This window comes from Gordonia sp. CPCC 206044 (assembly GCF_048537895.1).
Lineage (GTDB): Bacteria > Actinomycetota > Actinomycetes > Mycobacteriales > Mycobacteriaceae > Gordonia.
The window spans coordinates 38,181-62,889 of the sequence record NZ_JBCLVL010000023.1 but is presented as its reverse complement, the minus strand read 5'-3'; the positions used below and the strand labels follow the sequence as shown (position 1 = coordinate 62,889).

Below are 24,709 nucleotides of genomic sequence, written 5' to 3'. Positions count from 1 at the left end.
GACGCCCAGTTCACCATCGTGGCCAACATGTACGAACCCGCCGCCACCCAGGTCAAGGTCGTTGCCGGCCAACGCAACACCGCCGACCTCGCTCTGGGGACCACCCAGAACCCGGCGATGTCGTAATCTTCCGCGGCCTCCATCAAGGCCGAGCACGGAACGCGAAACGGTCCGCCCGAGACACAATCTCGGGCGGACCGTTTCGTCTGCGCAGCGTGCGTACACTCGACCACGAGGAGGTTCTCGGTGATCCGAATCGTGAGTGTCGTGGTGCTGGCGATGGTGGCCGCCGCGACGATCGTGCTCGCAGTCGTCGGGCCGTGGGGCTGGATCATCCCGGCTGTCGCACTCACCGTGCCTGCGGTCGTCGGGATCTACGATCTCGTGCAGCGCCGGCACTCGGTGTTGCGGAACTACCCGGTGATCGGGCATATGCGCTTCATGCTCGAAGCCATCAGACCCGAACTGCAACAGTATTTCGTCGAGCGGAACTTCGACGGCAGACCGTTCGATCGCGACATCCGTTCCCAGATCTACGAACGTGCGAAGGGCACGGCGGCCGAACTGTCGTTCGGCACCGAACGTGACATCGACGATGCCGGTTATGAGTACCTCGTGCACTCGGCGGCACCCGTCGAGCCACCACCGGAGCCGTTCCGGGTGCGCATCGGCGGCCCCGATTGCACCCGCCCCTACGACATGTCGCTGCTCAACGTCTCGTCGATGAGTTTCGGCGCCCTGTCGGGAAATGCGTTGCGCGCGCTGAACGACGGTGCCAAGAAGGGCGGATTCGCCCACGACACCGGCGAGGGTGGGCTGACCCCCTACCACCTCGGCGGCGCCGACGTCGTCTGGGAGATCGGCTCGGGCTATTTCGGAACCCGCACCGACGACGGGCATTTCGATCCCGATCAGTTCGCCGACAAAGCCGCCACCGAACAGGTCCGGTGCATCTCCCTCAAACTGAGCCAGGGCGCCAAGCCGGGTATCGGCGGCGTGCTGCCCGCGGCCAAGGTGAGCGCCGAGATCGCCCGCTACCGGGGCGTTCCGGCCGGCGAGAAATGCGTCAGCCCGGCCGCGCATTCCGCGTTCTCGACCCCGCGTGAGCTCATCTCGTTCGTCGCCCGGCTACGCGAACTCAGCGGCGGCAAACCTGTCGGCGTGAAACTCTGCGTCGGCAGTCGGGTCGACGTGCTGGCCATCTGCAAGGCCATCCTCGCCGAGGGCGTCGGCCCGGACTTCATCATCGTCGACGGCGCCGAGGGAGGCACCGCGGCAGCACCGTTGGAGTACGAGGACCACGTGGGGCTACCGCTCACCGACGGGTTGATGACCGTGCACAACGCTCTGGTCGGCAGTGGACTGCGCGACCACATCCGCGTCGGTGCGAGCGGAAAGGTGGCGTCCGGCAACGACATCGTCAAGAGAATCATCCAGGGCGCCGACTACACGAACGCCGCTCGAGCGATGATGATGGCCGTCGGGTGCATCCAGTCGCAGCGGTGCCACACCAATCGGTGCCCGGTGGGCGTGGCGACCCAGGATCCGCGTCGCGCACGGGCACTCGACGTCGCCGACAAGGGCGAGCGCGCCTACCGGTTCCAGAAGGCCACCGTCGAACAGGCGATGCGTCTGATGGCATCGATGGGCGTCTCGGATCCTTCGCAGCTGTCACCCCACCTGCTGCGAATTCGCTTGTCGTCCACCGAACAACGCTCGTATGCCGAGGTGTTCGAGTGGCTGGCTTCGGGTCAGCTCCTCGCCGAGGCTCCCGAGTCGTGGATCGACGACTGGCGACGTGCCGATCCCGACTCGTTCGCCCCGGCGGGTGTGCTCAACCGACGCTGACCTGTTCTCCGACGTCAGCGCCGGCCGACTCCTCGGAAGGCTCGGTGGCGGCCCCGTCCGATCCGTCCGCCCCGTCCGATTCGATCCGACTGCCCATGCTCTCGAGCGCGCCCATGGCATTTCGCGCGAAGACCTGCTGCTCGGTGACGGCGAGCTGCGTACGGCTGCGACTGGTGAACGCGAAGGTCCAATCGATGAACGTGGTGAGACGGTTGCGGAAGCCGACCAGATACACCAGGTGCAGGAACAGCCAGCCGAACCAGGCGAGAAGACCTGCCAATTGGATGCTCCGCGAGGTTCCGGGGATCGGGATCTTGGCGACCGCACTGTAGCGCGCGATCGTGGCCATCGACCCCTTGTCCCAGTACGAGAACGGCTTTCGCTGTTCGGACGCCGACCCGCGGAGTTCACGTTTGATCGTCGCGGCGGCGTACTTGGCACCCTGAATCGCCCCCTGCGCCATACCGGGGACGCCGTCGACGGCCATCATGTCACCGACGACGAATACCTCGGGATGGTCGGGAACGGTGAGGTCGTCGAGCACCTTCACGCGTCCGGCACGGTCGAGTTCGGCACCGCTCTGCTGCGACAGCTGCGCGCCGAGCGGGCTGGCCGCCACACCCGCCGACCACACCTTGCACTGACTCTCGATCCGCCGTGTGGTGCCGTCTGCGTCGCGCACCTCAAGACCGTGGAAGTCCATGCCGACGACCATCGCGCCGAGTTGGATCTCCACACCGATCTTCTCCAGTCGGCGGGCCGCGCGTTCACTCAGACGCCCGCCGTACGGCGGCAACACGGCCGGGGCCGCGTCGAGCAAGATGACCCGCGCCTCGGTGGGATCGATGTTCCGGAAGGTGCCACGCAACGTCTTGGACGCCATTTCGGCTATCTGCCCGGCCATTTCGACCCCGGTCGCACCGGCACCGACCACCACGAACGTCAACAGGCGAGCACGTTCGTCGGCATCGGTGGACAGCTCGGCCTGCTCGAACGCACCGAGGATGCGGCCACGCAGTTCCAACGCGTCGTCGATGGTCTTCAGGCCCGGCGCGTACTCCGCGAAGTGGTCGTTGCCGAAATACGACTGGTTCGCCCCGGCGGCGACGATCAGGCTGTCGTAAGGGGTCTCGGTGACCCGCTCGAGTAGGCGGGAGGTGACCGTGCGGTTCTCCAGGTCGATGCCCTCGACCTCACCGAGCACGACACGGGTGTTGTCCTGCTTGCGCAGCACCACACGCAACGCCGGCGCGATCTGCCCCTCCGAGATCAGGCCCGTCGCGACCTGGTAGAGCAGCGGCTGGAAGAGATGGTGGGTGGTCCGCGCGACCACGGTGATGTCGACGTCTGCCTTCGCGAGTTGTCGCGCCGCGGTCAGGCCACCGAATCCGGAACCGATGATCACCACATGATGACGCCCCGGCGTTGTACGACGCTGCGCGTCAGGGGTCGATTCATTACGCATGCGACATCCCTCCAGAAAGAACTCTTTCGGGACACCCAGGCGGTCGATGTCGTTTGCTTCGCTCCTCGCCGGTTCACTCCGGCCTCGCCAGTCGCACCTTCGATACTAGAGGATATCCGGGGTCGGCGTCGAGGGGCCGTCAGGAAGTCGAGGCGATGTCCGAATTGTGCTCAGCGACCACGCATCCCGGTGACTCCGTCGATGAACAGGTCGACACCGGTGGCGAAGTACTCGTCCTGGTCGTCGCACCCCATCAGCTCGTCGGCGAGGCTCTTGAGATGAGGAAACCTGTCGTCGGGAAGTGCCAGCAGATCGGCGAGTTTGCGCCGCCGCATCTCGTCACGGTCTTCCTCCGGCACCGCGAGTTCCTCGCCCGGCACACCGAGCACCAGGGTCACCGCCGCCTGTAGCGCACCCCGCGCGATGGCAGTGGCCGCCGTCGGCGAATACCCGTCCCGCACCAGGTGTGCCAGCACCCGCTCGGTGAGGTCACGGCCTTCGGCACATTGCAGAATCCGCCCCGGCACGAGTTGCGCGGAGACCGGGTGACGTCGCATGGCGTCGATGAGCGCAGCGAGCGTCTGCCGGATGAACTCCTGCCCCGAGAGCGCCTCGTCGGGGGCGATGACCGTTTCGACGATGCGATCGCCGAGCGCCGCCCGCATCTCGTCGCGATTCTTGAAGTGCCAGTAGAGAGCCATCGGCGTGACGTCGAACTCTTGCGCCATGCGCCGCACACTGACCGCATCGAGCCCCTCGCGGTCGGCGATGTCGAGGGCCCGGTCGACAACCGCCACGCGATTGAGTCGGGCGCCCTCAGCCTTTTTACCTGCAGATTTCACACTCACGCTTGACAACTATACACCGTAAGGGTTTCGCTATATGGCGTACATATACACCGTAAATGTCTTCCGTATAGGAGTCCTCATGTCCGACCGCCCGACGATGAGCAGACGGCAACGTCTGGCATTGCTGGCCGTTTCTCTGGCCACGTTCATGACCTACCTCGACAACAACATCGTCAATGTCGCGATCCCCGACATCCAGCGCGAACTACAGCTGGACACCGCAGGCCTGGAATGGGTGGTCAGCGCCTATATCCTCACGTTCTCGGCCCTGATGCTCATGGGTGGTCGATTGGCCGACCTCCTGGGCCGCCGACGCATCCTCGTGATCGGACTGGTCGTCTTCGGCGCATCGTCGCTCGCCGCCGGCCTGGCGAGCAGCGCCGAGATGCTCATCGGGGCCCGCGCGATACAGGGGGTCGGGGCCGCATTGGTCACCCCCACCACACTCGCCATCATCTCGGCGACGTTCACCGATACCCGGATGCGCAACGCCGCTGTCGCGGTCTGGGGATCGGTGAGTGCGGTGTCCGTGGCACTCGGCCCGCTGCTCGGCGGCGTGTTCACCCAGTACGTGTCCTGGGGATGGATCTTCTTCGTGAACGTCCCGGTGGGGATCATCGCCATCGTCCTCACCCTCGCCGCGGTCGACGAGTCGCGTGCATCGGGAGCGGCCGGGGTGGACATACCCGGCCTGTCGCTGTCGGTCGTCACCTTGAGCGCACTGACCTTCGCCCTCATCCAAGGCCACGGACTCGGCTGGACGTCGTGGCCGATCCTGGTCGCCTTCACCATCGCAGCGTTGTCGGCGATGGCCTTCCTCCGGGTCGAACGCCGCTCGAACGCACCGATGATCGATCTGACCCTGTTCCGCAGCCGGCCGTACAGCGGTGGGCTCGTCGCGCTCATGCTGTTCGCATTCGGACTGTTCGGCATCTACTTCTTCACGTCCCTGTATGTGCAAGGGGTATTGGGATTCTCGCCCACCAAGGCCGGATTGGCGTTCCTCCCGATGGCGGTGTGCATGGTCATCGGCTCGGCACTGTCTGACCGTGTGGCCGAGCGATTCGGACCGCATCGCTCGGTCTCGACCGCCCTGCTGCTGATGGGCTCCGGGATCGCGTCCGTATCGCTGTTGGGCGCGGACACCGATTTCATCGGACTGATGCCCAGCTTCGTCGTCGTGGGAATGGGTGGCGGACTGACCATCTCACTGACCGCGTCCGTGCTCTCGCACATGCCTGCCGAGCAGTCGGGCATCGGGTCGGGCATCTTCAACGCGAGCCGAGAGGTCGCAGCACTCCTCGGGATCACGGTGCTCGGCGCCATCCTGACCGCACAGCAACAATCGTCGCTGCGAACCGGTGCACCGCCGATGGATGCGTTCCTGGACGGGTTCCGCGTAGCAGTGCTGATCGCCGGGATACTCGTCGCCGCCGGTGGACTCGTGGCGTGGTACGCGCTGCGCCCGACGCGAGAGCGCATCGAGGTCCCCGTCGCGGCACCGTCGGCACTCGCATCATGATGCGAGACCGCTGATCTGGGGCGCTGCACTGTGAGACCATGAGCGCGACCGAATCGACCCGAGGTGGCGAACCCATGAGCGGCAACCCCGTACGCCATACCCCGATCGCGCTCGACGATGGATTCGCTCCTCTGTGCACCGACGAGCCCGAGTTCCTCGGTTCGCAACTGCTCACCTACCTCGGCAACAAGCGTGCTCTGCTACCGCTGATCGATCGCGCCGCAGCGCAAGTGCAGGACCGGGTGGGACGCAAGCTGACCGTCCTCGACGCCTTCTCCGGCAGCGGTGTGGTCTCACGACTACTCAAGTCTCGGGCCCGGGTGGTGATGGCGAACGATCTGGAATCGTATGCCCGGGTGATGAGCGACTGTCACCTGACCAATCGTGACGACATCGACCTGTCCGAGATCGGCTCGCTCGTGGACGAATTCAACGCCCAGGTCGATGCCGGGCACCACGTCGAAGGGTTCATCGAGGAGTTGTACGCACCCGACGACGATCACGACATCAAGCCCGGCGAACGCGTCTTCTACACTCGCGACAACGCCCGTCGGCTCGACGCCTACGCAACTCTCATCCACGGATCGGAGCCCCGTCTCGTCCCTTTCCTGCTCGCGCCGCTGCTGTCCGAGGCGTCGGTGCACGCCAACACCTCGGGCCTGTTCAAGGGTTTCCACAAGGACAAGAACACCGGCCTCGGACGCTTCGGCGGCGCGGGCGAGCACGCCCTCATCCGGATCCTGGGCACCATTCGACTCGCGGCACCGGTGCTCAGCCGCCACAGCGCCGAGAAACGTGTGCTGCAGATGGATGCCAACGATCTACCCGGCCACGTCGGTCCGGTCGACATCGCCTATCTCGATCCGCCGTACAACCAGCATCCCTACGGATCCAACTACTTCATGCTCAACCTGCTGACCCGGTACCGCCGGCCCGAGGAGGTCAGTCGGGTATCGGGGATTCCGGTGGACTGGAACCGATCTGCCTACAACACGCGTAGCAGTTCGGCAGAGCTACTCCACGATCTGGCGCACTCACTGGACGCGAAGTACCTGCTCGTGTCGTTCAACGACGAAGGATTCATCACGCCCGACACGATGACCGACATCCTCTCATCCGTCGGCACGATCACCGAATTCCGCATGCGCTACAACACGTTCCGCGGGAGTCGAAACCTTCGGGGCCGCAGCACGCACGTCACCGAACATCTCTACCTGGTCGAGAAGCGCTGCTGAACCACCGATTCCCACCGCCAGCCGCCAGCCACTCGCAGAACCGACACCGCCGATTCCCACCGCCAGCCACCGGCCACTCGCAGAACCAACACCGCCGATTCCCACCGCCGATCGAGTAGCGACCGAGCGCAGCGAGGCCGCGTATCGAGATCACACCCACCAGCCCCGGAACACCACCGGCCCGACACCGCCGATTCCCACCGCCGATCGAGTAGCGACCGAGCGCAGCGAGGCCGCGTATCGAGATCACACCGACCAGCCCCGGTACACCACCGGCCCCGACGCCCACGATCGGCACCACCACCCACGGTCACGCGCCGGGCATTGCGGGGCGTTCCAGCGATGCGTCGATGGCCTGCAGTTGATCTGGCCGGACATCGCGAAGGACGGCCATGGTCGCGGTCACCGCGAGGTCACACGCCGCGTCGATGTCGGCGCCGTCCACAATGACCGCGCGATACGCCACATCGAGGCTCATGCCGATCAGCAGCGAGGCGAGAGTGTCTGCGCTGGCAGCTATCTCGGCTCCCCGTGCCGTGTAGTTCTCCCGAAGTCGTGCAGCCACACGCGGCTCGAGGGTCTGATAGAGACGACGACCCGGGTCCTCGGCCTCCTGTCGGTGACCGAGCAGGATCCGCAGACCCTCGGGATTGCGCCGCGCGTACTCGAAGGTCGCCTCCACCGAATGCCGGGCGCGGGCGCCGTATGGCAGGTCGGCGATCTCGTCGTACGCGGCGTACATCCACTCGGTGAATTCGTCGAGTTCCCGTTCGACGACCTTGTCCACCAGCGAGTCTCGCGATCCGAAGTGGGCATACAGTGTGACGCGGGTGGTCTGGCCGCGTGCTGCGATCATGTCCATGGTGGATCGCTCCACACCGACCTCGGCGATCACCGCCCGCGCGGCATCCAGAAGATCGTCGTCGGTCGGGCGGTTGCGGGTGCTGCGCGGTCGCCGACGGCCGCGCGAGGACTCGGCTCGTCCGGAGGTGGCCACGATAAGGTCTCCTGATGTGTCGCGTCGATCGCCTGGCGGGCGAGGCCCGGCGATGGTCGATTCCTCCCCCGACGCCTCAGCGTGCGCTGTCCGAGGTGGACAACCGACCGAAGTAGGCGTCCTCGACCGTATCGCGGCGCTCGCGCAGCTCGCGCGCCGAGCCCCGCAACGCCACCCGCCCGTGGTGCAGCACGATCGCCGAATCCGCGATCCCGAGGGCCAGATCGATGTGCTGTTCCACCAGGATGACCGCCATCTGCTGCTCGTCGGCCAGATTCCGCAACCGGGGCAGCAGGTCTTGCACGGCGATCGGCGACAATCCCAGGCTGAGTTCGTCGATGAGCAGCACGGACGGCTTGGTCAGCAGCGCCTTGGCCAACGCGAGCATCTGCTGCTCACCGCCGGACAGATTGCCGCATCGTCGGCCCCGCAGGCTCTGCAGCTTGGGAAAGCTCTCGTAGACGACGTCGAGACTGCCGCCACCCTTGCGTTTTGCCAGACGCAGATTGTCGGTGACCGACAAGCGGTGGAACAGTCCGCGATTGTCGGGTACCAACGTCACGCCTCGCTTGGCGTTGCGCTCGACGTGGTGATCGATCGGCGCACCGAGCGCCGTGATCGACCCCGACATCACCGGCAGGGCACCGACTGCGGCCAGAAGCGTGGTCGTCTTGCCCGCACCGTTGGGTCCCAGCAGTGCCAGGATCTCCCCGGGCCGGACCTCGACGGACAGATCGCGGACCGCCGGCACACCTCCGTACCCAACCGTGACACCGGCGAAGGTCAGCACCGCGCCGTCGGCGGCGCTCCCGGAATCTGTTGACGTACTCATGCCTGTTCAGCCTTTCCGGACGAATCAGGTTCAGACCCGTCGCGCGCCGTGTCGTATCTCGTCGATTCCGTTGTGTCGCTGTGAGGTTCCTCGCCAGACGATTCCTCGCCAGAGGATTTCGCACTGGGCGACTCCACACCGGGGGACTCCACGCTGGGGGATTCCACACCGGGGGATCTCACTTCCACGCCGAGAGATTCCTCGACCACGGCCAGCGCTTCCTCGTCGGCCTCGACCTCGGCACTTCCCAGGTAGGCAGCCACCACCGCGGGATCATCCTGTATCTCGGCAGGCGATCCGGACGCGATGACCCGCCCGAAGTCGAGGACGTACAACCTGTCGCACACGTCGAGCACGAGCGACATGTCGTGATCGATCAGCAGGATTCCGATACCGGTCGACGCGATGCGCCGCAGTTCGGTTCCGAACAGTCGGCTCTCGTGGGTGTCGAGGCCTGCCGCCGGCTCGTCGAGGAGCACCAGTCGGGTGCCGCCGACGAGCGCCCGCGCCACGCCGACCAGTTTCTGCTGACCGAGCGTGAGCTCGTCGGGTCGGCGATCTGCGACATCACGCAAACCCACGAGATCGAGGGCCTGCTCGACGACCCCGGCGGGTGGTTTCGATCCGGTGACGACGTCGAAGAACAACGCGCGCAAACCGACTCGCTGCACGGCCACCGCCAGGTTCTGGGCGACGGTCAGGTCCGCGAAGAGCTCCCCCGCCTGCCAGGTGCGGGCCATGCCCGCGTTGCGGCGTTTGTGCGGGCTCGACCGGTCGACCCGGGTGCCGTCGAGCAGCACCTGCCCCTTGGCCCGGGTGAACCCGGTGACCGCGTCGACGAACGTCGTCTTGCCGGCACCGTTCGGCCCGATCAGGCCGACGATCTCGCCTGCGTCGACGGTGAGATCGATGTCGGCGTTGGCGCTCACGCCGCCGTAGCGCACCGACAACGCGTGGGTGGACAGCAACGGTGTGGCCGACGCAGGAGCCGTGAGGAGGTCAGACATTGAATCCCGCCTTCGCATTCGAGGACATCACTCCGGAGAACGACGCATCCTTCGGTGGCCGAGGACGTCGCAGCGGAAAGCGTTCGGCCAGTTCGGCAAGCGCCCCGGAGAGACCGACCGGGTTCATCACGGCCATCAGCAGCAGACCGCCGGCCGCGATGAGGTCGTAGTACTCCCCCAGGTCGAGCGTCTGGTTGAGGAACACATATCCCACCCCCAGCGGTCCGATGACGCCGGCGATGAACGCACCCCATACCGAGGTGATGCCGCCGACGTAGGTCATCGCGAGCAGCACCAGGCCGATCATCACGGTGAACGATCCGGCCGACAGCTGGCCGCGGCTGTAGCCGATGAGGCAGCCGCCGACGCCTGCGAGGAACGCCGACAACGCGAACCCGAACAACTTGGTGGCGGCAACGTTGATCCCGACCGACGCCGCGGCTCGCTCGTTGGAGCGGACCGCGAGAAAGGCACGTCCGGTGGAGCCGGCCATGAATCGCATCACCACGAGGGTGGCGATCGTGACCACGATCAGCACCATCACCGCGAACCGGAGGGTGACGAGATTGGTGCCGTCGCGGACGCCGAGATCGATACCGAACAACGACGGATCGACGATCATGTTGCCCTCGTAGGCGGTGATCTCCGGGTTGTTGAAGACGAAACCCTGGATGGCGATCGCGGCCGCCAGCGTGACCACGGCCAGCTGGGCACCGCGGATACGCAGCGCAGGGATTCCGACAAGGACGCCCAAGGCGGTGGAGATCAGGGCCGCGATCACGATGCTGAACGGAAATGGCACATGCCAGTTCTCGGTGAGCTTCGACAACGCGAAGCCTGCAGCTCCGGCGAACGCCATGGACGCCAAGGAGATCTGCCCCAGGTAACCGGTCAGCAAGACGAGCGAGAGTGCGATGAGCGCGAGGATCACCGAGGTGACGATCCCGAATCTCCATGTGCCCGAGGTGGTGACGATGGCCACGAGGACGACGGCGATGACCCCGATGGTGGGTAGCGGACGAATTCGGGGGATACGGACGGCAGGCATCTTGACCTCACCGAGCGCGCCACGCGAAGGAATCCGACCGCCCATGAGGAACAGTGCGACCACGATGACGACGAACGGGACCGCATCACCGAGCCCGGCCTGCGCCCACTCGGGCCACCAGTCCTTGGTGGTGAGCCACGTGATGACCGCCTGGAAGGATCCGAGCAGAAGACCTGCACCACAGGCGATCCCGAACGAGGTCAACCGTCCCAGCAGTGCGACCGCGAGTGCCGGGATGACGTAAAAGGTGTAGCTGGTGACGTTCAGCCCGATGGTGAAGGCGGCGAGGATGACGATCAGGCCCGTGGCCGCACCCGTCAACACCCAGACGACTGCAGCGAGACGGTCGGGTGAGTAGCCGACGAGTCGCGCGGCGAGTTCGTCTTCGGCGCCGGCGCGTGTCGCCACACCGAGCCTTGTCAACCGGAAGTAGGCCCACAGGATCGCTGCGATCGCTATCGCAATGCCGGCCAGGATCAGGTCGGAGACGTTGATCACGGCGCCGGCGAACTCGACGGTCGAGTCGGGCAGCGTCGCGAGGGCGAGCAGCCCCTCGGTGTCGAATCGAAGCTGGACCAGGGCCTGGATGAACAGCATCAGGCCCACCGATGCGACCACCTGGGCGAGCACCGGCGCTCGACGCAGTGGCCGGAAGATGAGTAGATGCGCGAGGAGCGCCCACACGATCGCGGAGGCGACCCCGAGCGCGATGGCGGGCAGCATCGGCATCGGATCGTCGGCGCTCCCCAACGAGATCGTCCCGATCGGGAGGACGAGCCCACCGTCGGTGCGCAATGCTGCCACTTGGTAGACGGCCCAGAGCCCGATGGCGCCCTGGGCGAAGTTGATGATGCCGGTGGCCGCGTAGACGCCGACCAGCGAGGAGGCCATCACGGCGTACACGGCGCCCGCGGACAGGCCGAGGAAGACGAACTGCAGGAACTGACCCATGCGGGCAACCAATCATTCCGTGCGCCCGATGCCGGTGCACCGGTGACGCTTCGAGTAGCGGGAGTTGGTGGGTACGGGTCGGCCGGGTGATGCACCCGGCCGACCCGTCGAACGGTCGGCGTCGCCGTAGTGTCTACGCGGCGCCGGGGATCAGCTGGAGCACAGCCGGATTGGGCGTGATGAAACCGTCCCCGACCGGCTTGGTGGTCTTGTCTCCGGTCACCTCGAACAGCAGCATCTGGGTGGTGCAGTTCGGGGTGCTCGCCTTACCGCAGGTGAGCTTGGGCCCGAGGAAGCTCTGGAAATCGGTGAGCCCCTTGAGTCCGTTCAGGACATTGGCACCGGTGAAGTCGGCGACCTTGGCCTGGTTGAGACCGTTCACGAAGTCCACGAAGATCGAGAAGGTGCCGTACGCATAGAAGCCACCGACGCCACCGGCGTCATCGATGTACTTCTCGGCGAGCTGGAGATTCGCCTTCGCCGGCTCCGGCGTGGAGTCGATGGCCGGGGGTTGCCAACCGGGCGAATAGGTCTCGGCACCCACGGCTTGCGCGCCCATCGTGTCGATGAACTCGGTGCAGGCGGCCATGAACATCGTGCCGCGGTAACCCACCGAGCGCAGCGATTGCGACAGCTTGGTGCAGGTGTTGTCGTTCGGCGCGGTCATCAGTCCGGCAGCATCCGGATTTCCCTCGGCCAGCGTGGTGGCCAGCGCGGTGAAGTTGGGACCGGTCGGCGGGTAGTAGACGCTCTTGACCTCGATACCGAGTTGCTTGCCCAGCGGTGCGAGAAGGCCGTCGAAGACCTGATGAGCCTGCGGCAGATCAGCATTCGCCAGGGTCAGCGACGTCTTGCCCGCCGCCTTGAGCGACTGCATGAAGCCCACCAGGAAGGCCGCCGGCGGCGGGCCGAAGTAGACCCGGTTCTCGGCCTTCGCGCCGGTCGCGGTGTTGAACGGGATCTGACCGACCAGCGGTATGCCCGCCGAGGTCAGAATCGGTACCGCCGACTGGGATTCCGAGTTGTAGCCGTCGAGTGCCGCAACCACGCCTGCCTGCACGAACTGGTTGGCGCAGGCGATCGTCGACTCGGGTGCGGTCTGGTCGATCCCGCAGTCGACAACCTCGATCGGCCGTCCGTTCAGACCGCCGAGCGAGTTGTTGATGTAGTTGACGGCCGCGTCCTTACCGGTGGTGACACCACCCTGCGTGGCCGGCCCCTTCGACGGGTTGAACAGTCCGATCTTGACCGGATCGCCGGTCGCCTTGGTTCCGCTCTCCTCCACCGCAGAGCTGTCACCGCTTGAGCTGTCATCGTCGCTACACGAGACAACCGAGAAAATGCACGCCGCGGCGATCGCTGCCGCGACGACCCGACCTGTTCTGCTTCGCATTCTCATTTGCCTTTCCCACCGGTCTCCGGGCACGACGGATCAGCCCGGGAGGGCTCTCGATTACAGGGGTTACGCACCGGATCGCCGGCGGCGACCCTGAAGCCCGAGATCCGGGTATGTGATCTGGACCACTCGAAAAGTAGCCCCGTCCTTACAGCCGTGTCAAGCTGTTTGTGGAGGTCACAAGCATTGTTGGGTCGACCGTCCAGATAATCGCCGTGGGTCGCTCGTCCCAGATTCGGACAAATCGCCGGGGCAGGCAGACCCGCCGGGGTCCCTTCCGATGGGCCACCGGGCGGGATCACGCACGCCGTCCGGCACCGGCAACCACGGTCCTCGGTTCAGCCTGATACATGTGCAGAACCGATAGGCTCACAAGCAGGCAATCCATCGGCACGCGAACTGCACGAGAGGACACTGCATGGCCGGGACACTCACGGTGTGGCGATTCCCCACCGCCACAGGCGCGGACACCGCCGTCGAAACACTCAAGGACCTGCAGAAGCAACACCTCATCGTCGTGCTCGATGCAGCCGTCGCCTCCTGGGAGGACGGCGCACACAAGCCGAAAACCCAACAGCTGCACAACATCACCGCTCGCGGCACTCTCGGCGGGACCTTCTGGGGACTGCTGTTCGGACTGCTCTTCTTCATCCCCCTGATCGGGGCCGCAGTCGGCGCAGGCATCGGCGCCATCACGGGAGTGATGACCGATGTCGGGATCAACGACGATTTCATCAAGAAAGTCCGCGAACAGGTCACGCCTGGAACGTCCGCTCTCTTCGTTCTGAGCTCGGATGCCGTACTCGATCGCGTTCATGAAGGTTTCCTCGGCCAGAGCCCTGAACTCATCTCGACCAACCTGTCACACAAGGAGGAAGCTAGACTCCGCGAGGTGTTCGCCGACTGACCTACGCTCCTGACCTGCGATTACCTTTCGGACAGGTCCCAGTCCGATCACGAAATGGGTTCGACAACAAGCACATAACAATGCCACCGAGGATCGCGCCGAAAGCTCGCATGATCATTAGCATCCGCAGATACGCAGCTTTCTATTTGATTCACAATTCCCGCCAGACATTGTCAGGGGTTCGAGGTGGTTCTCAAAAGGCGCTTGGTCCTGGCTGTATTCGCCGCGACCTTTGCCATCACCGCGGTCTGGGCTCACGCAGACGCGGCACCGTCGCGGTCGTCGGTGCCCGCTCCACGCTGGATCGTCGTCTCGGGGTCGGTGCCCGGCCTGGTGGAAGCCGGGTTACCCCAATCCATCCTCGACCAGGCCAACAATCCCTCCACGCTCCTGTTGGTCCAGCATGTCTACACCAACAGCTACCTGCCGAACGGCACCCCGACCTTCAACTACCGCAGCACCGTCGACTTGACGCGGGCGCTGCGAACCGGTCAGGTCCCTGATTCCATGCCATGGTTGATGCTGGATCTGGAGGCTTCGTCGCTGACCCCGGAGGGCGAGCAGCGCGATCCGATCGGCGCGCTGCGCGGCGCGTTGGCGGTGGCCCATCGACACAGCAAGCAGTTGATCTTCGCACCCGCTGTCGATCTGATGAATGTGCTGGAACCCGGGTTGTCCGGGGATGCGCTGTACAAGGCATTCATCGATCGTTTGGTTACGCCGGGTGCAGCGATCGCCGACGGCTTCGAGATCCAGTCGCAGCGCACCGAGGCGACCGAGTATGCGACGTCGTTCGTCAAGGCTGCGGTGCAGGCCGCTTATGCCGTCCACCCGCCCGGTGCACCGGTGCTGGCGGGAGTCAGCACCAACCCCAACGGGCGGCAGGTGAGCGCCGACGACATGGTCACCGTCTACAACGCCGCAAAGACGGCAGGGGCCACGGGTTACTGGCTCAACATTCCTGGCGGCGGCGCAGAGTGCCCCAATTGCGGTGAGCCGCAATACGATGTCGCGGTCGAGTTCTTGGAGAAGATCTCCTCGAATCCGGGTCCACCGACCGAGACCGGTTTCCCCACCGTGTTTCCCACCGAAACGGGTCTGCCCACCGAAACGGGCCTGCCGACGGCGATTCCCACGGGTCGACCGCTCAGTTGATCGTCGTCAATCGCTCTACGGCGTCTATGGAGATGCGGTGGCTGAACAGCGGCACTATCTGCGGAAGACTTGCCACCAGATGATGCAACGCGTCGCCGGGGTCGTCACCGACCCCTGGACCATCTGTGGGACCGATAAGTCGTGGGATCTCGAAGCGATGCCGAACGCGTGTGTCGCGACGAGCGCCCATCCCAGGAGCCGCTGACACGGTTGCCTCGTGTACACCCGCGTTCTCATCGGCATCGATGAGGTTCTTCAGCAAGTGGATGACGTGACTCGAATGCTCCCCGGTGGTGCCGGACCCTGGTGCGCTCGGGCGCTCATCGCGTGGGCCCGAATCCCCGTCGAGCTGGTGATGCTCGATCAGATCCACCCGTAACGAGGCTTGGTACCGAATACTCGCAGCCGTCACCCGCAGTGCGCCGCGACAAGGTGGCGCCATGGATCGGGTAGCAAAGTCGCACAATTGACCGCATGCCGCGATCACGGCAGCCAAATCCTCTGGCGATGCGGCCGATGACACATCAATGGTGAAGCGGATCGCGCCGAGGGCCCCGTCGGGAAGCACGAGTGGTTCCACGATGGGATCGGATATCCCGACAGCGCGCGTGGAGAGTGCATCGGATAGGTCGACGTGCGTCGTGTCTGTGTGGGTGAGATTCGTGCCGTCCAGCGTCGCGCCGGTGAGGACGGCGCCGTCGAGGGTCGTGCCGAAGAGGACCGCCCGGGTCAGGTTGGCGTCCGTGAGGTCCACGCGTGTGAGGTTCGCGTCGGTGAGGTCGCCGTGTGTCAGGTTGGCGTGAGCCAGGTTGGCGCCGGTGCAGTGCGCTCCGGTGAGGTTGGCGCCGTCCAGAACTGTGTGATCGCCGACGACCCCCACGAGGTTCGCTCCCGTCAGGTTGGCGTTGGCGAACGTCGCGCGGGGTGCTTTTGTCCCGAACAGGCTGGCTTCGGTGAGGTTGGCTCCGGTGAAGTCTGCTCTGGCCAGATCGGCGCTGTTCAGGGTGGCTCGCGTGAGGGTGGCGTCGGTGAAGTTGGCGCCGATTGCGGTGGCAGCGCCGAGGTTGGCGCCGGTCAGGGTGGCGCCGGAGAAAGTGACGTCACTGAGGTCCGCGCCGGACAGGTAAGCGCGGTAGAGGTCGGCGTCGGTCAGGTCAGCACCGATCAGTGTTGCTCCGACGAGGTTGGCTCCGGAGAGGTTGACACCGAACAGCGACTTCCCGGAGAGGTCCACGCCGTCGAGTTCGATCGCGTGGTCTCGATGGGCATCGCGCCAGGCATTCCATTGTCGAGGGTGCTCATCGATGAGCAATGTGATCGGCACTGTCGACATGGGGTGCCTCCTTCGATGAATCAGGATCGGCGCGGCTCGTCAGGTGGGCCTGCCTCGTTCGGCGAACCCGGAAACTGTTCGGCCACTGAGGTTTTCGTGGTTGCATCGGCGGATAGATCAGCGTGAGAACAGCGGCCAGGGTGAAGTAGCTGCGCAGCAATCGAAATGCGAGATACATGGGGATGTACTTCACCGAGCTCGGCCGCCAGATCAGGCAGACGATGACGGTCATGATCATCGACATACCCAATAGTGTGGCCACGATGGGCTGCCATCGCATGGTGGTGAATGTCGACTGAAAGACGATGCCTGCCAGCACTGCGTACATGATCAGCGGTGCGAGCATCGCTCGTCGTGCGGCGTTGACCAGGTTGAACGGCAGCACGAAGGTACCGATCATGGTCTGTCTATCGAACAAGATGGCCCTGTTACGGGCGGTTAGATGGTAGATGCTGCGGAACCATCGAGTTCGCTGCTCGCGCAGATGCTCATAGGAGGCGGGGGTTTCGCTGTAGTACACCGCTTTTGGGTCGGCGACACTTCGGTATCCAGCAGCGGCGAGCCGCATGCAGATATCGGTGTCCTCACCGTTCATGCCCTGCACCATCCCACCGACGCGGATGACCTGGCTGCGGCGGTAGATGGCGAACATACCCGGTATCCCCATGACACCGTCATAGCCGTCGAGGGACACCTGAAAGAACCCGTGACGCATGTAGACCTCGATCAACCGACACTTGTCGATCCAGGTCTTCTCCTCTGCGGGCATGGGGATTCCGCCGACGCAGCCGACATCTGGATTGGCAAAGTGTCGCATCGCGGTATCGAGGCAACCTGGGCCGATCGCCGTATCCGCGTCGATCCGGACGACGTACTCCTCGACGATGCGTTCGAGGCCCATGTTCAGCGCGATCGCCTTACCCGGTGTCGGGCATTCCAGGATCTCCCCGGTGATGTGCGTGCACGCGTCGATCGCCTCCTGGGCGACAGCATGCGTGTCATCCGATGACGCGTTGTTCACCACGTAGAGATGGATGCGCCCTGGGTAGGTTTCGGCTCCGCGATCGACAGATTCGATCGTTGCCGCGATGCTGTGTGCTTCGTTATGGGCGGGCACCAAGACCGCCACCGGCGGGCTGAATGCATGCTCTCGCGATTTGTTGAGCGCACGGACACCGAACCCGGCTGTAGATGCCGCCAAGACCTGCTGCATGAGAAACACACCCGCTCCCAAGCCCCCGAGGATGGCCCAGTTCTTCAACACGTCTACCACCGGTTCGAGGAGATGAACCGCGATGACGGCCACGGTGACGGCCAGGAGCAGGCACGTGGCCAGCTTGGCGAACGCAGCGGGCGGAATTCTCGGTGCGAGCGGTAAGGGCCCCTGTTCAGGCAGTTGGGCTTGACGCATCACTGTGTGCGGGAATATCGCCAGCGCCACCATGCCCGACACCATCTGTGCACCGAACGACGAGATCGAGACCACTCCGGCGTGCTGCAGGAGCCAGGCCAAGGCGTCCAGGGTGAAACAGAATGCGAGGTACTTCCCCAACAACGAACCGGCGATGAACAGACGCCGCCAGATGTTGGAGTAGGCACACAGTCCGTAGGTCAGGAAGAACACCACCAAGAACATCCGGAGGGGGAACTCCACATCGCCACGTGATGCCGTCAGGATCATGAGATCGGTCGGCAAATGCACGATATCGGTGTGTGCCAGAAATGCCCGCACGCACATCAGCACGATGGAGATCGCAACGAAGACGATCAGGAACCCATTCGTGCCGCTGGCAGGTCGATTGACGGCGTATCCTGCCGGCGCGCTGTCGACGGACCGGAAATGGTCGGCGATTGCCGCGCCGTGCGACGAGGGCGTGGTATCGCCGGTCTCGGCGGTGGTCATCCCGGCGGGACTTGGCGTGCCGGTGTGTTCGGAACGACGCTGCCATCAGCGTTGATCGCGACACTTCCCTGGGTGGTGACGATCTGAGCCGATTCGGTCCCGAAGTCCGGGAGTTCCGCCGCACCAATGGTGCCCTGGTACTGAATGTAGAGGCCCAGTGCCCGACTCGTGCTCGTAGCGGCCTCCACCAGCAGACCGTTGTCGAAGGCGGGAATGTCCACGGTCGCCCCATCAGATCCCGAGGTGATCCGTCCGTCCTCGAGCCGGACGACCGGGTCAACGGTGGGCGTGGGACCGACCACGATGAACGGCTTGCCGGACATCGGTTGCGTTTTCCACCGGAAGTCTGGATTGACCTGGGCAGGAACGAAGTCGGTCAATGTCGGGATGATCGCGTTCAGTTCGTCGACCGCGTTGACACCCTCGGTGTTGGGCACATAGATCGCGAATCCGGGTGCCAATCCTCGTGGCACAGCGGTGAACCCAGAGCCTTGGGCATTGCCGAGCTGCAACGCCGAATCGGATTGGAGCTGAATCGGATAGCTGGACACCCTGACGTCACAGCCGCCGAGGTCCCGGTCACGCTGCACTGTGAGAGTCAGCATGTTGTTCAGCCGCTGATCTTGCGGCGGCAGGTCGATTTCGACCTTCCCACCGGTCTGGTTCAGTACACGACTGCCGAGCAGATCGCCGTTGAGATCGGCGTTGAGTATCCACCTCAGGTCGGGTGGTGATGCCGGGAGTTGGAAACTCGCCCGCAGCACCTGTGGGAGGCGACCACCGGGCAGATCGGCGAGCGAGTAACCGACGCGCCAACGCCTTGTCTCCGTGATCTGTCCGTTCGACAAGTCTGCGCCCAACTGCTCCAACGGCACCTCGCCGCCGCTCGCCGGCGCAGTGGTGACCGTCTTCGGCGCGCTCGCGGTCGAGTCCGCGGTGGACACCGTCGGCTCGGTCAAGTACGTCGAGACCAGCCCACCATCCGGAGCAGTCACCCCCACCACGGTGGTGCCGTCGACCGTTCCTGCAACCACACCGGGCGCCGCATCTTGCGGCTGCGACCAACCATCCTCACCGTTCAATGTGTCTGCCGGGCCCACGAGGATCGCGTTGCCGACATCTGAATCCGGTAGCTGACCGGCGAACGTCACCCGGTGTCCGGCACGGGTCAACACCATGCCCAACTGCGCCGCCGCGGTGCGCCACTGATACGCCTGGTCGGCGAGCACCACGGTGAGGTCACGATCCCACGAGACCACGGCGTCGCGCACGGTGTGTACCGGCTCGTCCAGTGCGGCTTCCAACGTCGTATCCGGGTCGAGATGGATCTGCATTCCGGCGGTGTGGTCGGGCGTGCACGTCTGGTCGCCACGTGTCCCGTCAACCCGAATCTGAACCCGCACCTGACCATCGTCGGAGGCCTGACTGGGCACTGCGATGTAGCCCTCGATGTCATTGTCGCCGGAGGCCAGTTCCTGCTTGTAGACCTGCTGGCCGTCCATCAATACGCTGAGGAAGACCGTACTGTCGTCGGGGACCTGCGTGGTTCCCGACAGATGGAGCCGAGTTTCACCACGCCGCGAATCAACGGGCAGCGCAACGCGATAACTCGTCGACGGAGAGTCGTCGGTCAACCACACCCCGTCCGGATGCCCTGCACCGGCCAGCGTTTTGGAGAAGATCCGGTCCGCCGGCACTCCGAGACTGTGATCGTCGGCGTCCTCGGTGAACCAGGTCGGCCGAGCCACAAAAACCACGAGAAGCACAACCAGAGCAAGGCCCAGTACCACCCACGCCGCCTTGGGCACCGAACGTCCACGCTCACCGGAGAAGTAGGTCGACGGTTCGGGGCGTCGAGCGTCCAGAGGTTCCGACTCCGAGCCCGCGCCTCGTGGCTCTTCTGACGGTGTGTGGTCGTCGCTCACACAGAGTCCCCCTCCACCGCCGTCCTACGGTTCTTGTTCCAGTACGACTTGGCAGGAATGCGCTTCGTGTCCACCCTATCGGCAAACTGGCGAGCCAGTTCCGCTTCTGCTTCCAACAATCCCGAACGCAGCGTGATCGGTTCGAGGCCCAATCCCAGCAGCCTGTCGTTGCGTGCCGAGAGCTCGTTCTGGTCGGCCTCCTGTCGCGGATTGGCCACCGTGTTGACCTCCGCACCCAACGTGTCTGCCACCAGTCGAGCGAGAGTGGACACACGGTGAGTTTCGGTCATCTGGTTCATGACCCGCACCTGCCCGGACACTTCGTCGCCGGATTCCACAGCCAGACGGATACAGCGCACCGTGTCACGAACATTGATGAAAGCTCTTGTCTGGCCTCCGCTGCCGTGCACCGTCAGGGGGTAGCCGACAGCGGCTTCCACTACAAAGCGATTCAGGACGGTTCCGTAGTCACCGTCGTAGTCGAATCGATTCATCAGACGTGGGTCACGTTCGGTCTCTTCGGTCTGCGTGCCCCAGACAATCCCCTGATGCAAATCGGTGACGCGCACCCCATCGTTGCGCGCATAGAACTGAAAGAGCAACTGATCCAACGACTTCGACAAGTGATAAACACTCCCCGGTAACGTCGGATACAGAATGTCGCGGCTGTGCATCTCACCCTCGCGATCGGGGTAACTGACCGTCAGGTAGCCCTCAGGAAGATCTACCGGCACCGTTTCATAGCCGTAGACACCCATGCTCCCAAGGTGCACCACGTGCGTGTCGAGCCCCAACGCGATGATCGCAACGATCAGATTGTTGGTCGCATTCAGATTGTTGTCGATCGTATAGCGCTTATGGGCCGGGTCCTTCATCGAATAGGGCGCCGACCGTTGCTCGGCAAAATGCACGACGCTGTCCGGGCGCGCCGAATCGAGTAGACGCACAAGCGAGTCGTAATCATGGGCCACGTCGATGTCGGCAAACCCGATCTGGCGGCCGGATACCTCGTACCACGCCTGGATACGCTCTGACATCGTCGCGATCGGAGTCAGGGACTGCACACCCAACTCATCGTCGGCCCGCCGCCGGACCAGATTGTCGACGATCGTCACGTCGTGGCCATGCTCAGACAAGTGCAGCGCACTCGGCCAGCCACAAAATCCGTCTCCACCCAACACCAAGACCCGCATTGACGCCTCCCGATTGCTCGAATTGGACGGTTCGACGTCTGCGTCGACTGCCAACACATCGCCCACCGGAACCTTCGACCCCAGACCTAAACCTCCACGACCTCGACATCTCGGGCATCACCCTTCGGGTGTGAGATATGGATCACATCCAGCTAACGGATCAGACTCCCCGCGTAGTCACATACCCCGCGGCGCTTGGCGAGAAATCGACGCACTATTCCACATAGGATTCACGAAACGTGATCCGACGTGCATGACACGAAACCGGACGACAGGTCCGGTTGGAGATCAGAGAGCAAAGGGGGCGGTACCACTGAGTGCGCCATTCGTCTGGCAGCCCGTCCCGTGGTATCTCACCACCCCACCACACCCACGTGCCGACATCGTGGAGCGACCTCGCGTCCGAAACCGCCTGGACACGTTGATCTCCAACCACCGGGTGACCCTCGTCAGTGCGCCGTCCGGATACGGCAAGACGGTTGCCGTCGCGGACTGGACGCATCACACCGATGCGCCCGTCGCCTGGTTGTCGATGACCCGCAGGAACGACGACCCCGCGGAGTTGCTGCGCGGCATCGTCAGTGCCGTACAGAACGCGCGGGGATACGCCGACCAGCAGGAGAACCTTTCCGCGGTGCGCGCCGCACCAGGCAGCCCGTCGAACGCATTCGCCCAGCTCGGCCAAGCCATCGACCAGATGGGCCGACCACTGGTCCTGGTCATCGACGACGCGCACCGGGCGGCGTCGGTCCTCGGCCACCCCGAGGTGTCGAGCTTCCTGACAGACGGTCCCGTCGACATCCGATTCGTCCTGGTAGGGCACGGCCGGCTCGCCGGCGCCCTCAGTCGACTGACATTGCACGGAGACGCGGCACTGATCGGGGCACCCGAACTCGCCTTCACCGAGCAGGAGATCCGCCACGCCGCGCCGCGCGATCTCGACCATCACGACCCCACGGTGATCCACGGAGCCACCGAGGGCTGGCCGATCGCCGTTCGCCTGTACCTGGCCGGTGCGCGAGCCGGAGTCCCGTCACGGGTCCGCCCCGATCACGACGACCTGCTCACCGACTACATCGCCGACGAGGTCCTCGGCCAGTTGGAGCCCGAGCTCGCCGATTTCATCCTGGCCTCGACCACCACCACCCGCGTTGATTCCGCACTGGCAGCCGCGTTGAGTGAACGGCACGATGCTCCAGCACTTCTCGACCAGTGCACACACCGCAACCTCTTCCTAGGCGAGTTCGCCGGAGACAGTGACGGCACACGTGTGTACGCATGGCATTCCCTGTTCGCCAAGCATTGTCGCCGGATCCTTCAACAGCGAGATCCGCAGCGGCAGCGCCAGCTACACCGATGTGCCGTCGAACATCTACGCCACACTCGTCCGTTCATCGCGGTCGACCTCGCACTTGCGATCGATGATCCGATGCTCGCGACGTCGGTCGTCACCGACACCTGGATCGGTCTGGTGATCGAATCCGACGCGGCACGTCTGGAACTCGTGGCCAGTGCACTGGCAGAGCGCGTCGAGAAGCGCCAACGCGTCGAACTGGAGTACATCCGTGCATGTTGTCGCGGCATCCGCGGCGACCGACTCGGGGCAGACCGGATCTTCCGCGAAGCAGATCACCTCGCCGCCGACCTACCGGCCGCTGACACCGCCTCGTTGACCCGCGCGCTGGGGCTGCTCTTGCATGCCGACGGTCGCGACGACATCCTCGCGGCACGTTCGGAAATCGTTGCGTCCCTCGATGACCCAGAGGTGGCGACCACGCTCAGCCCGATCGTGAGGGCCGGTGCCACCTTCATGGCGGGGTGGATCGATGCCCGCCTACGCCTGAACTCCGACCGCGGGGTGATCTGGTTACGCACGGCCATGCATGATTGCCGCGATGCCGGGCTCACCGGCATCGCGCAGCGCGCCGAGGTCAACTACACATTCGCGTTGGCCTTCGCGGGACAGTTCACCGAGGTCCTCGATGTCCTCGACACCAGCCCCGCCGGCTCCGACGACAATGCCTGGGACTACTACGACAGCGGCATCGAGCACTTCACCCGCGGTTGGGTGCAGTTCTGGCGCGGCGATGTGCACGCCGCACTCAAATCCTTCACGCAGACGGCTGATCTGCCTCCGTCGATGGACGGGTTCCCGCCGTTGTCGCGTCTGTATCGCGTGATCTCGGCGGCCACCCTCGGTGACCTCGGTGCTGTCATGGATGCCGAGCCTGGGATCGGCCTGGTACGTGACGAATACCTGCACGGGATTCCTTGGCCGGTGTATCTCCGGCTCGCCCGGGCACGTGCGGCCGAAACACGCGGCGAGACGGCCACGGTACGTCAAATGATCGCGGAATGCCAAGACGCCGAAAGTATTCCGGTGTCACTCGCACTCTTCGCCGGAATACTCAGGCGGATCGGGGATCTGGGAGCCGCACAGCGCATGCTGTCGTCGCTGGACGGCATACAGGTGCCGCAATATGTCGAAGCCTACGCACTGCTGACCAGTGCCGCGATCGCGTGGCAGACCGGGGATCGTGAACGTGCGCACCGGGTCCTAGAGCGATCGGTGATGCTCGCCGCGCCCGAACGGATCGCATTGCCGTTCGTCGACAACCCCGACCACGCCACCACCACCCTCCTCGAAGCACATCTGCCGCGCAGCACTCGGGCTGCCTTCATCGGCGACTGCCTGGCCCTGCGAGAACCCCTCGTCCGGCGTGCCGACACCACGGCGACTCCGCTGACCCGTCGCGAGCGCGAAGTGCTCGAGTATCTGCGCACACCGCTGACCATGGCGGAGATCGCCGCGTCCATGTTCGTGTCGACCAACACCCTCAAGTCGCACTGTCGGTCGGCCTATCGAAAGCTTGGTGTCACGAGTCGTCGTGAGGCGGTGCGGATCTCCGAATCCGGCGTCGGCAGTGGTCCTACGCCTTGCCCATGAGCCCAGGCGTCTCGTCCAGCGCGAGTTGCCACGACTCTCAAATCATCCCGTTTCCGCAGGTCGAAGGCTTGCACAAGACGATGGACGGCGTCGTGCCGTCGATCCGGATCTCCGGGTCCTGCACGTCGTGGGTCAATGAGAGTGATCCGGTCGCATCACGCCGTCACGCAAGTACTGCACGCTCAGAATTGATACCG

Annotated in this window: 17 protein-coding genes; 6 read left to right on the top strand and 11 right to left on the bottom strand. The window is 64.6% G+C overall.

What is annotated here, in order from left to right; all coding sequences use genetic code 11:
* Positions 1-246: 246 nt before the first annotated feature.
* Positions 247-1,848 carry an FMN-binding glutamate synthase family protein gene (locus AAFP35_RS25070; RefSeq protein WP_419224397.1) on the top strand — a complete coding sequence of 534 codons (1,602 nt, stop codon included), beginning with the start codon at positions 247-249 and terminating at the stop codon, positions 1,846-1,848.
* Here the strand turns inward: AAFP35_RS25070 and AAFP35_RS25065 are convergent.
* Complete coding sequence (locus AAFP35_RS25065) at positions 1,835-3,313, bottom strand: NAD(P)/FAD-dependent oxidoreductase (RefSeq protein WP_419224396.1); 1,479 nt, start codon at positions 3,311-3,313, stop codon at positions 1,835-1,837. The genes AAFP35_RS25070 and AAFP35_RS25065 overlap by 14 nt on opposite strands.
* A 170-nt stretch (positions 3,314-3,483) precedes the next feature.
* Positions 3,484-4,161: a TetR family transcriptional regulator gene (locus tag AAFP35_RS25060; protein WP_419224395.1), complete on the bottom strand. Its 678-nt coding sequence runs from the start codon at positions 4,159-4,161 to the stop codon at positions 3,484-3,486.
* A 79-nt stretch (positions 4,162-4,240) separates the two neighbouring features.
* Here AAFP35_RS25060 and AAFP35_RS25055 point away from each other — a divergent pair, with 79 nt between their 5' ends.
* Positions 4,241-5,683, top strand: a complete 1,443-nt coding sequence (locus tag AAFP35_RS25055) for an MFS transporter (RefSeq protein WP_419224394.1) — start codon at positions 4,241-4,243, stop codon at positions 5,681-5,683.
* A 38-nt stretch (positions 5,684-5,721) separates the two neighbouring features.
* On the top strand, positions 5,722-6,918 hold the full coding sequence (locus AAFP35_RS25050; RefSeq protein ID WP_419224393.1) for a DNA adenine methylase: 1,197 nt from the start codon (positions 5,722-5,724) through the stop codon (positions 6,916-6,918).
* 310 nt (positions 6,919-7,228) lie between these two features.
* On the opposite strand, the gene AAFP35_RS25045 is transcribed toward AAFP35_RS25050, so the two are convergent.
* The 5 genes from AAFP35_RS25045 to AAFP35_RS25025 form a co-directional block, all read right to left on the bottom strand.
* Entirely contained in the window at positions 7,229-7,915 is a 687-nt protein-coding gene (locus AAFP35_RS25045; RefSeq protein WP_419224392.1) for a TetR/AcrR family transcriptional regulator, read from the bottom strand.
* 76 nt (positions 7,916-7,991) lie between these two features.
* Positions 7,992-8,747 (bottom strand): ABC transporter ATP-binding protein, encoded by a 756-nt coding sequence (locus AAFP35_RS25040; RefSeq protein WP_419224391.1) that lies wholly within the window; start codon positions 8,745-8,747, stop codon positions 7,992-7,994.
* A complete protein-coding gene (locus AAFP35_RS25035; RefSeq protein WP_419224390.1) occupies positions 8,744-9,754 on the bottom strand; it encodes an ABC transporter ATP-binding protein in 1,011 nt (336 codons plus the stop codon). Before AAFP35_RS25035 ends, AAFP35_RS25040 begins: the two co-directional genes overlap by 4 nt.
* Complete coding sequence (locus tag AAFP35_RS25030; protein ID WP_419224389.1) at positions 9,747-11,753, bottom strand: ABC transporter permease; 2,007 nt, start codon at positions 11,751-11,753, stop codon at positions 9,747-9,749. The genes AAFP35_RS25035 and AAFP35_RS25030 overlap by 8 nt, the downstream gene beginning before the upstream one ends.
* 133 nt (positions 11,754-11,886) lie before the next feature.
* Complete coding sequence (locus AAFP35_RS25025) at positions 11,887-13,146, bottom strand: ABC transporter substrate-binding protein (protein WP_419224388.1); 1,260 nt, start codon at positions 13,144-13,146, stop codon at positions 11,887-11,889.
* Between the two features lie 421 nt (positions 13,147-13,567).
* On the opposite strand from AAFP35_RS25025, the gene AAFP35_RS25020 reads away from it, so the two are divergent.
* The gene (locus tag AAFP35_RS25020; protein WP_419224387.1) at positions 13,568-14,056 is read left to right on the top strand and encodes a DUF1269 domain-containing protein; all 489 of its coding nucleotides are present in this window, start codon (positions 13,568-13,570) and stop codon (positions 14,054-14,056) included.
* A 204-nt stretch (positions 14,057-14,260) separates the two neighbouring features.
* The gene (locus tag AAFP35_RS25015) at positions 14,261-15,211 is read left to right on the top strand and encodes a hypothetical protein (protein WP_419224386.1); all 951 of its coding nucleotides are present in this window, start codon (positions 14,261-14,263) and stop codon (positions 15,209-15,211) included.
* Here the strand turns inward: AAFP35_RS25015 and AAFP35_RS25010 are convergent.
* Genes AAFP35_RS25010 through AAFP35_RS24995 form a run of 4 tightly spaced genes read right to left on the bottom strand, consistent with a single transcriptional unit; the run spans position 15,204 to position 21,565 of the window.
* The gene (locus AAFP35_RS25010) at positions 15,204-16,544 is read right to left on the bottom strand and encodes a pentapeptide repeat-containing protein (protein WP_419224385.1); all 1,341 of its coding nucleotides are present in this window, start codon (positions 16,542-16,544) and stop codon (positions 15,204-15,206) included. The two genes, AAFP35_RS25015 and AAFP35_RS25010, sit on opposite strands and share 8 nt — an antisense overlap.
* Positions 16,510-18,447, bottom strand: coding sequence for a glycosyltransferase (locus AAFP35_RS25005; RefSeq protein ID WP_419224384.1), 1,938 nt, complete (start codon positions 18,445-18,447; stop codon positions 16,510-16,512). The genes AAFP35_RS25010 and AAFP35_RS25005 overlap by 35 nt, the downstream gene beginning before the upstream one ends.
* Positions 18,444-20,372, bottom strand: a complete 1,929-nt coding sequence (locus tag AAFP35_RS25000) for a hypothetical protein (RefSeq protein WP_419224383.1) — start codon at positions 20,370-20,372, stop codon at positions 18,444-18,446. The genes AAFP35_RS25005 and AAFP35_RS25000 overlap by 4 nt, the downstream gene beginning before the upstream one ends.
* Positions 20,369-21,565, bottom strand: coding sequence for an NAD-dependent epimerase/dehydratase family protein (locus AAFP35_RS24995; protein ID WP_419224401.1), 1,197 nt, complete (start codon positions 21,563-21,565; stop codon positions 20,369-20,371). Before AAFP35_RS24995 ends, AAFP35_RS25000 begins: the two co-directional genes overlap by 4 nt.
* 385 nt (positions 21,566-21,950) lie before the next feature.
* Here AAFP35_RS24995 and AAFP35_RS24990 point away from each other — a divergent pair, with 385 nt between their 5' ends.
* On the top strand, positions 21,951-24,512 hold the full coding sequence (locus AAFP35_RS24990; RefSeq protein WP_419224382.1) for a LuxR C-terminal-related transcriptional regulator: 2,562 nt from the start codon (positions 21,951-21,953) through the stop codon (positions 24,510-24,512).
* Positions 24,513-24,709 lie beyond the last annotated feature (197 nt).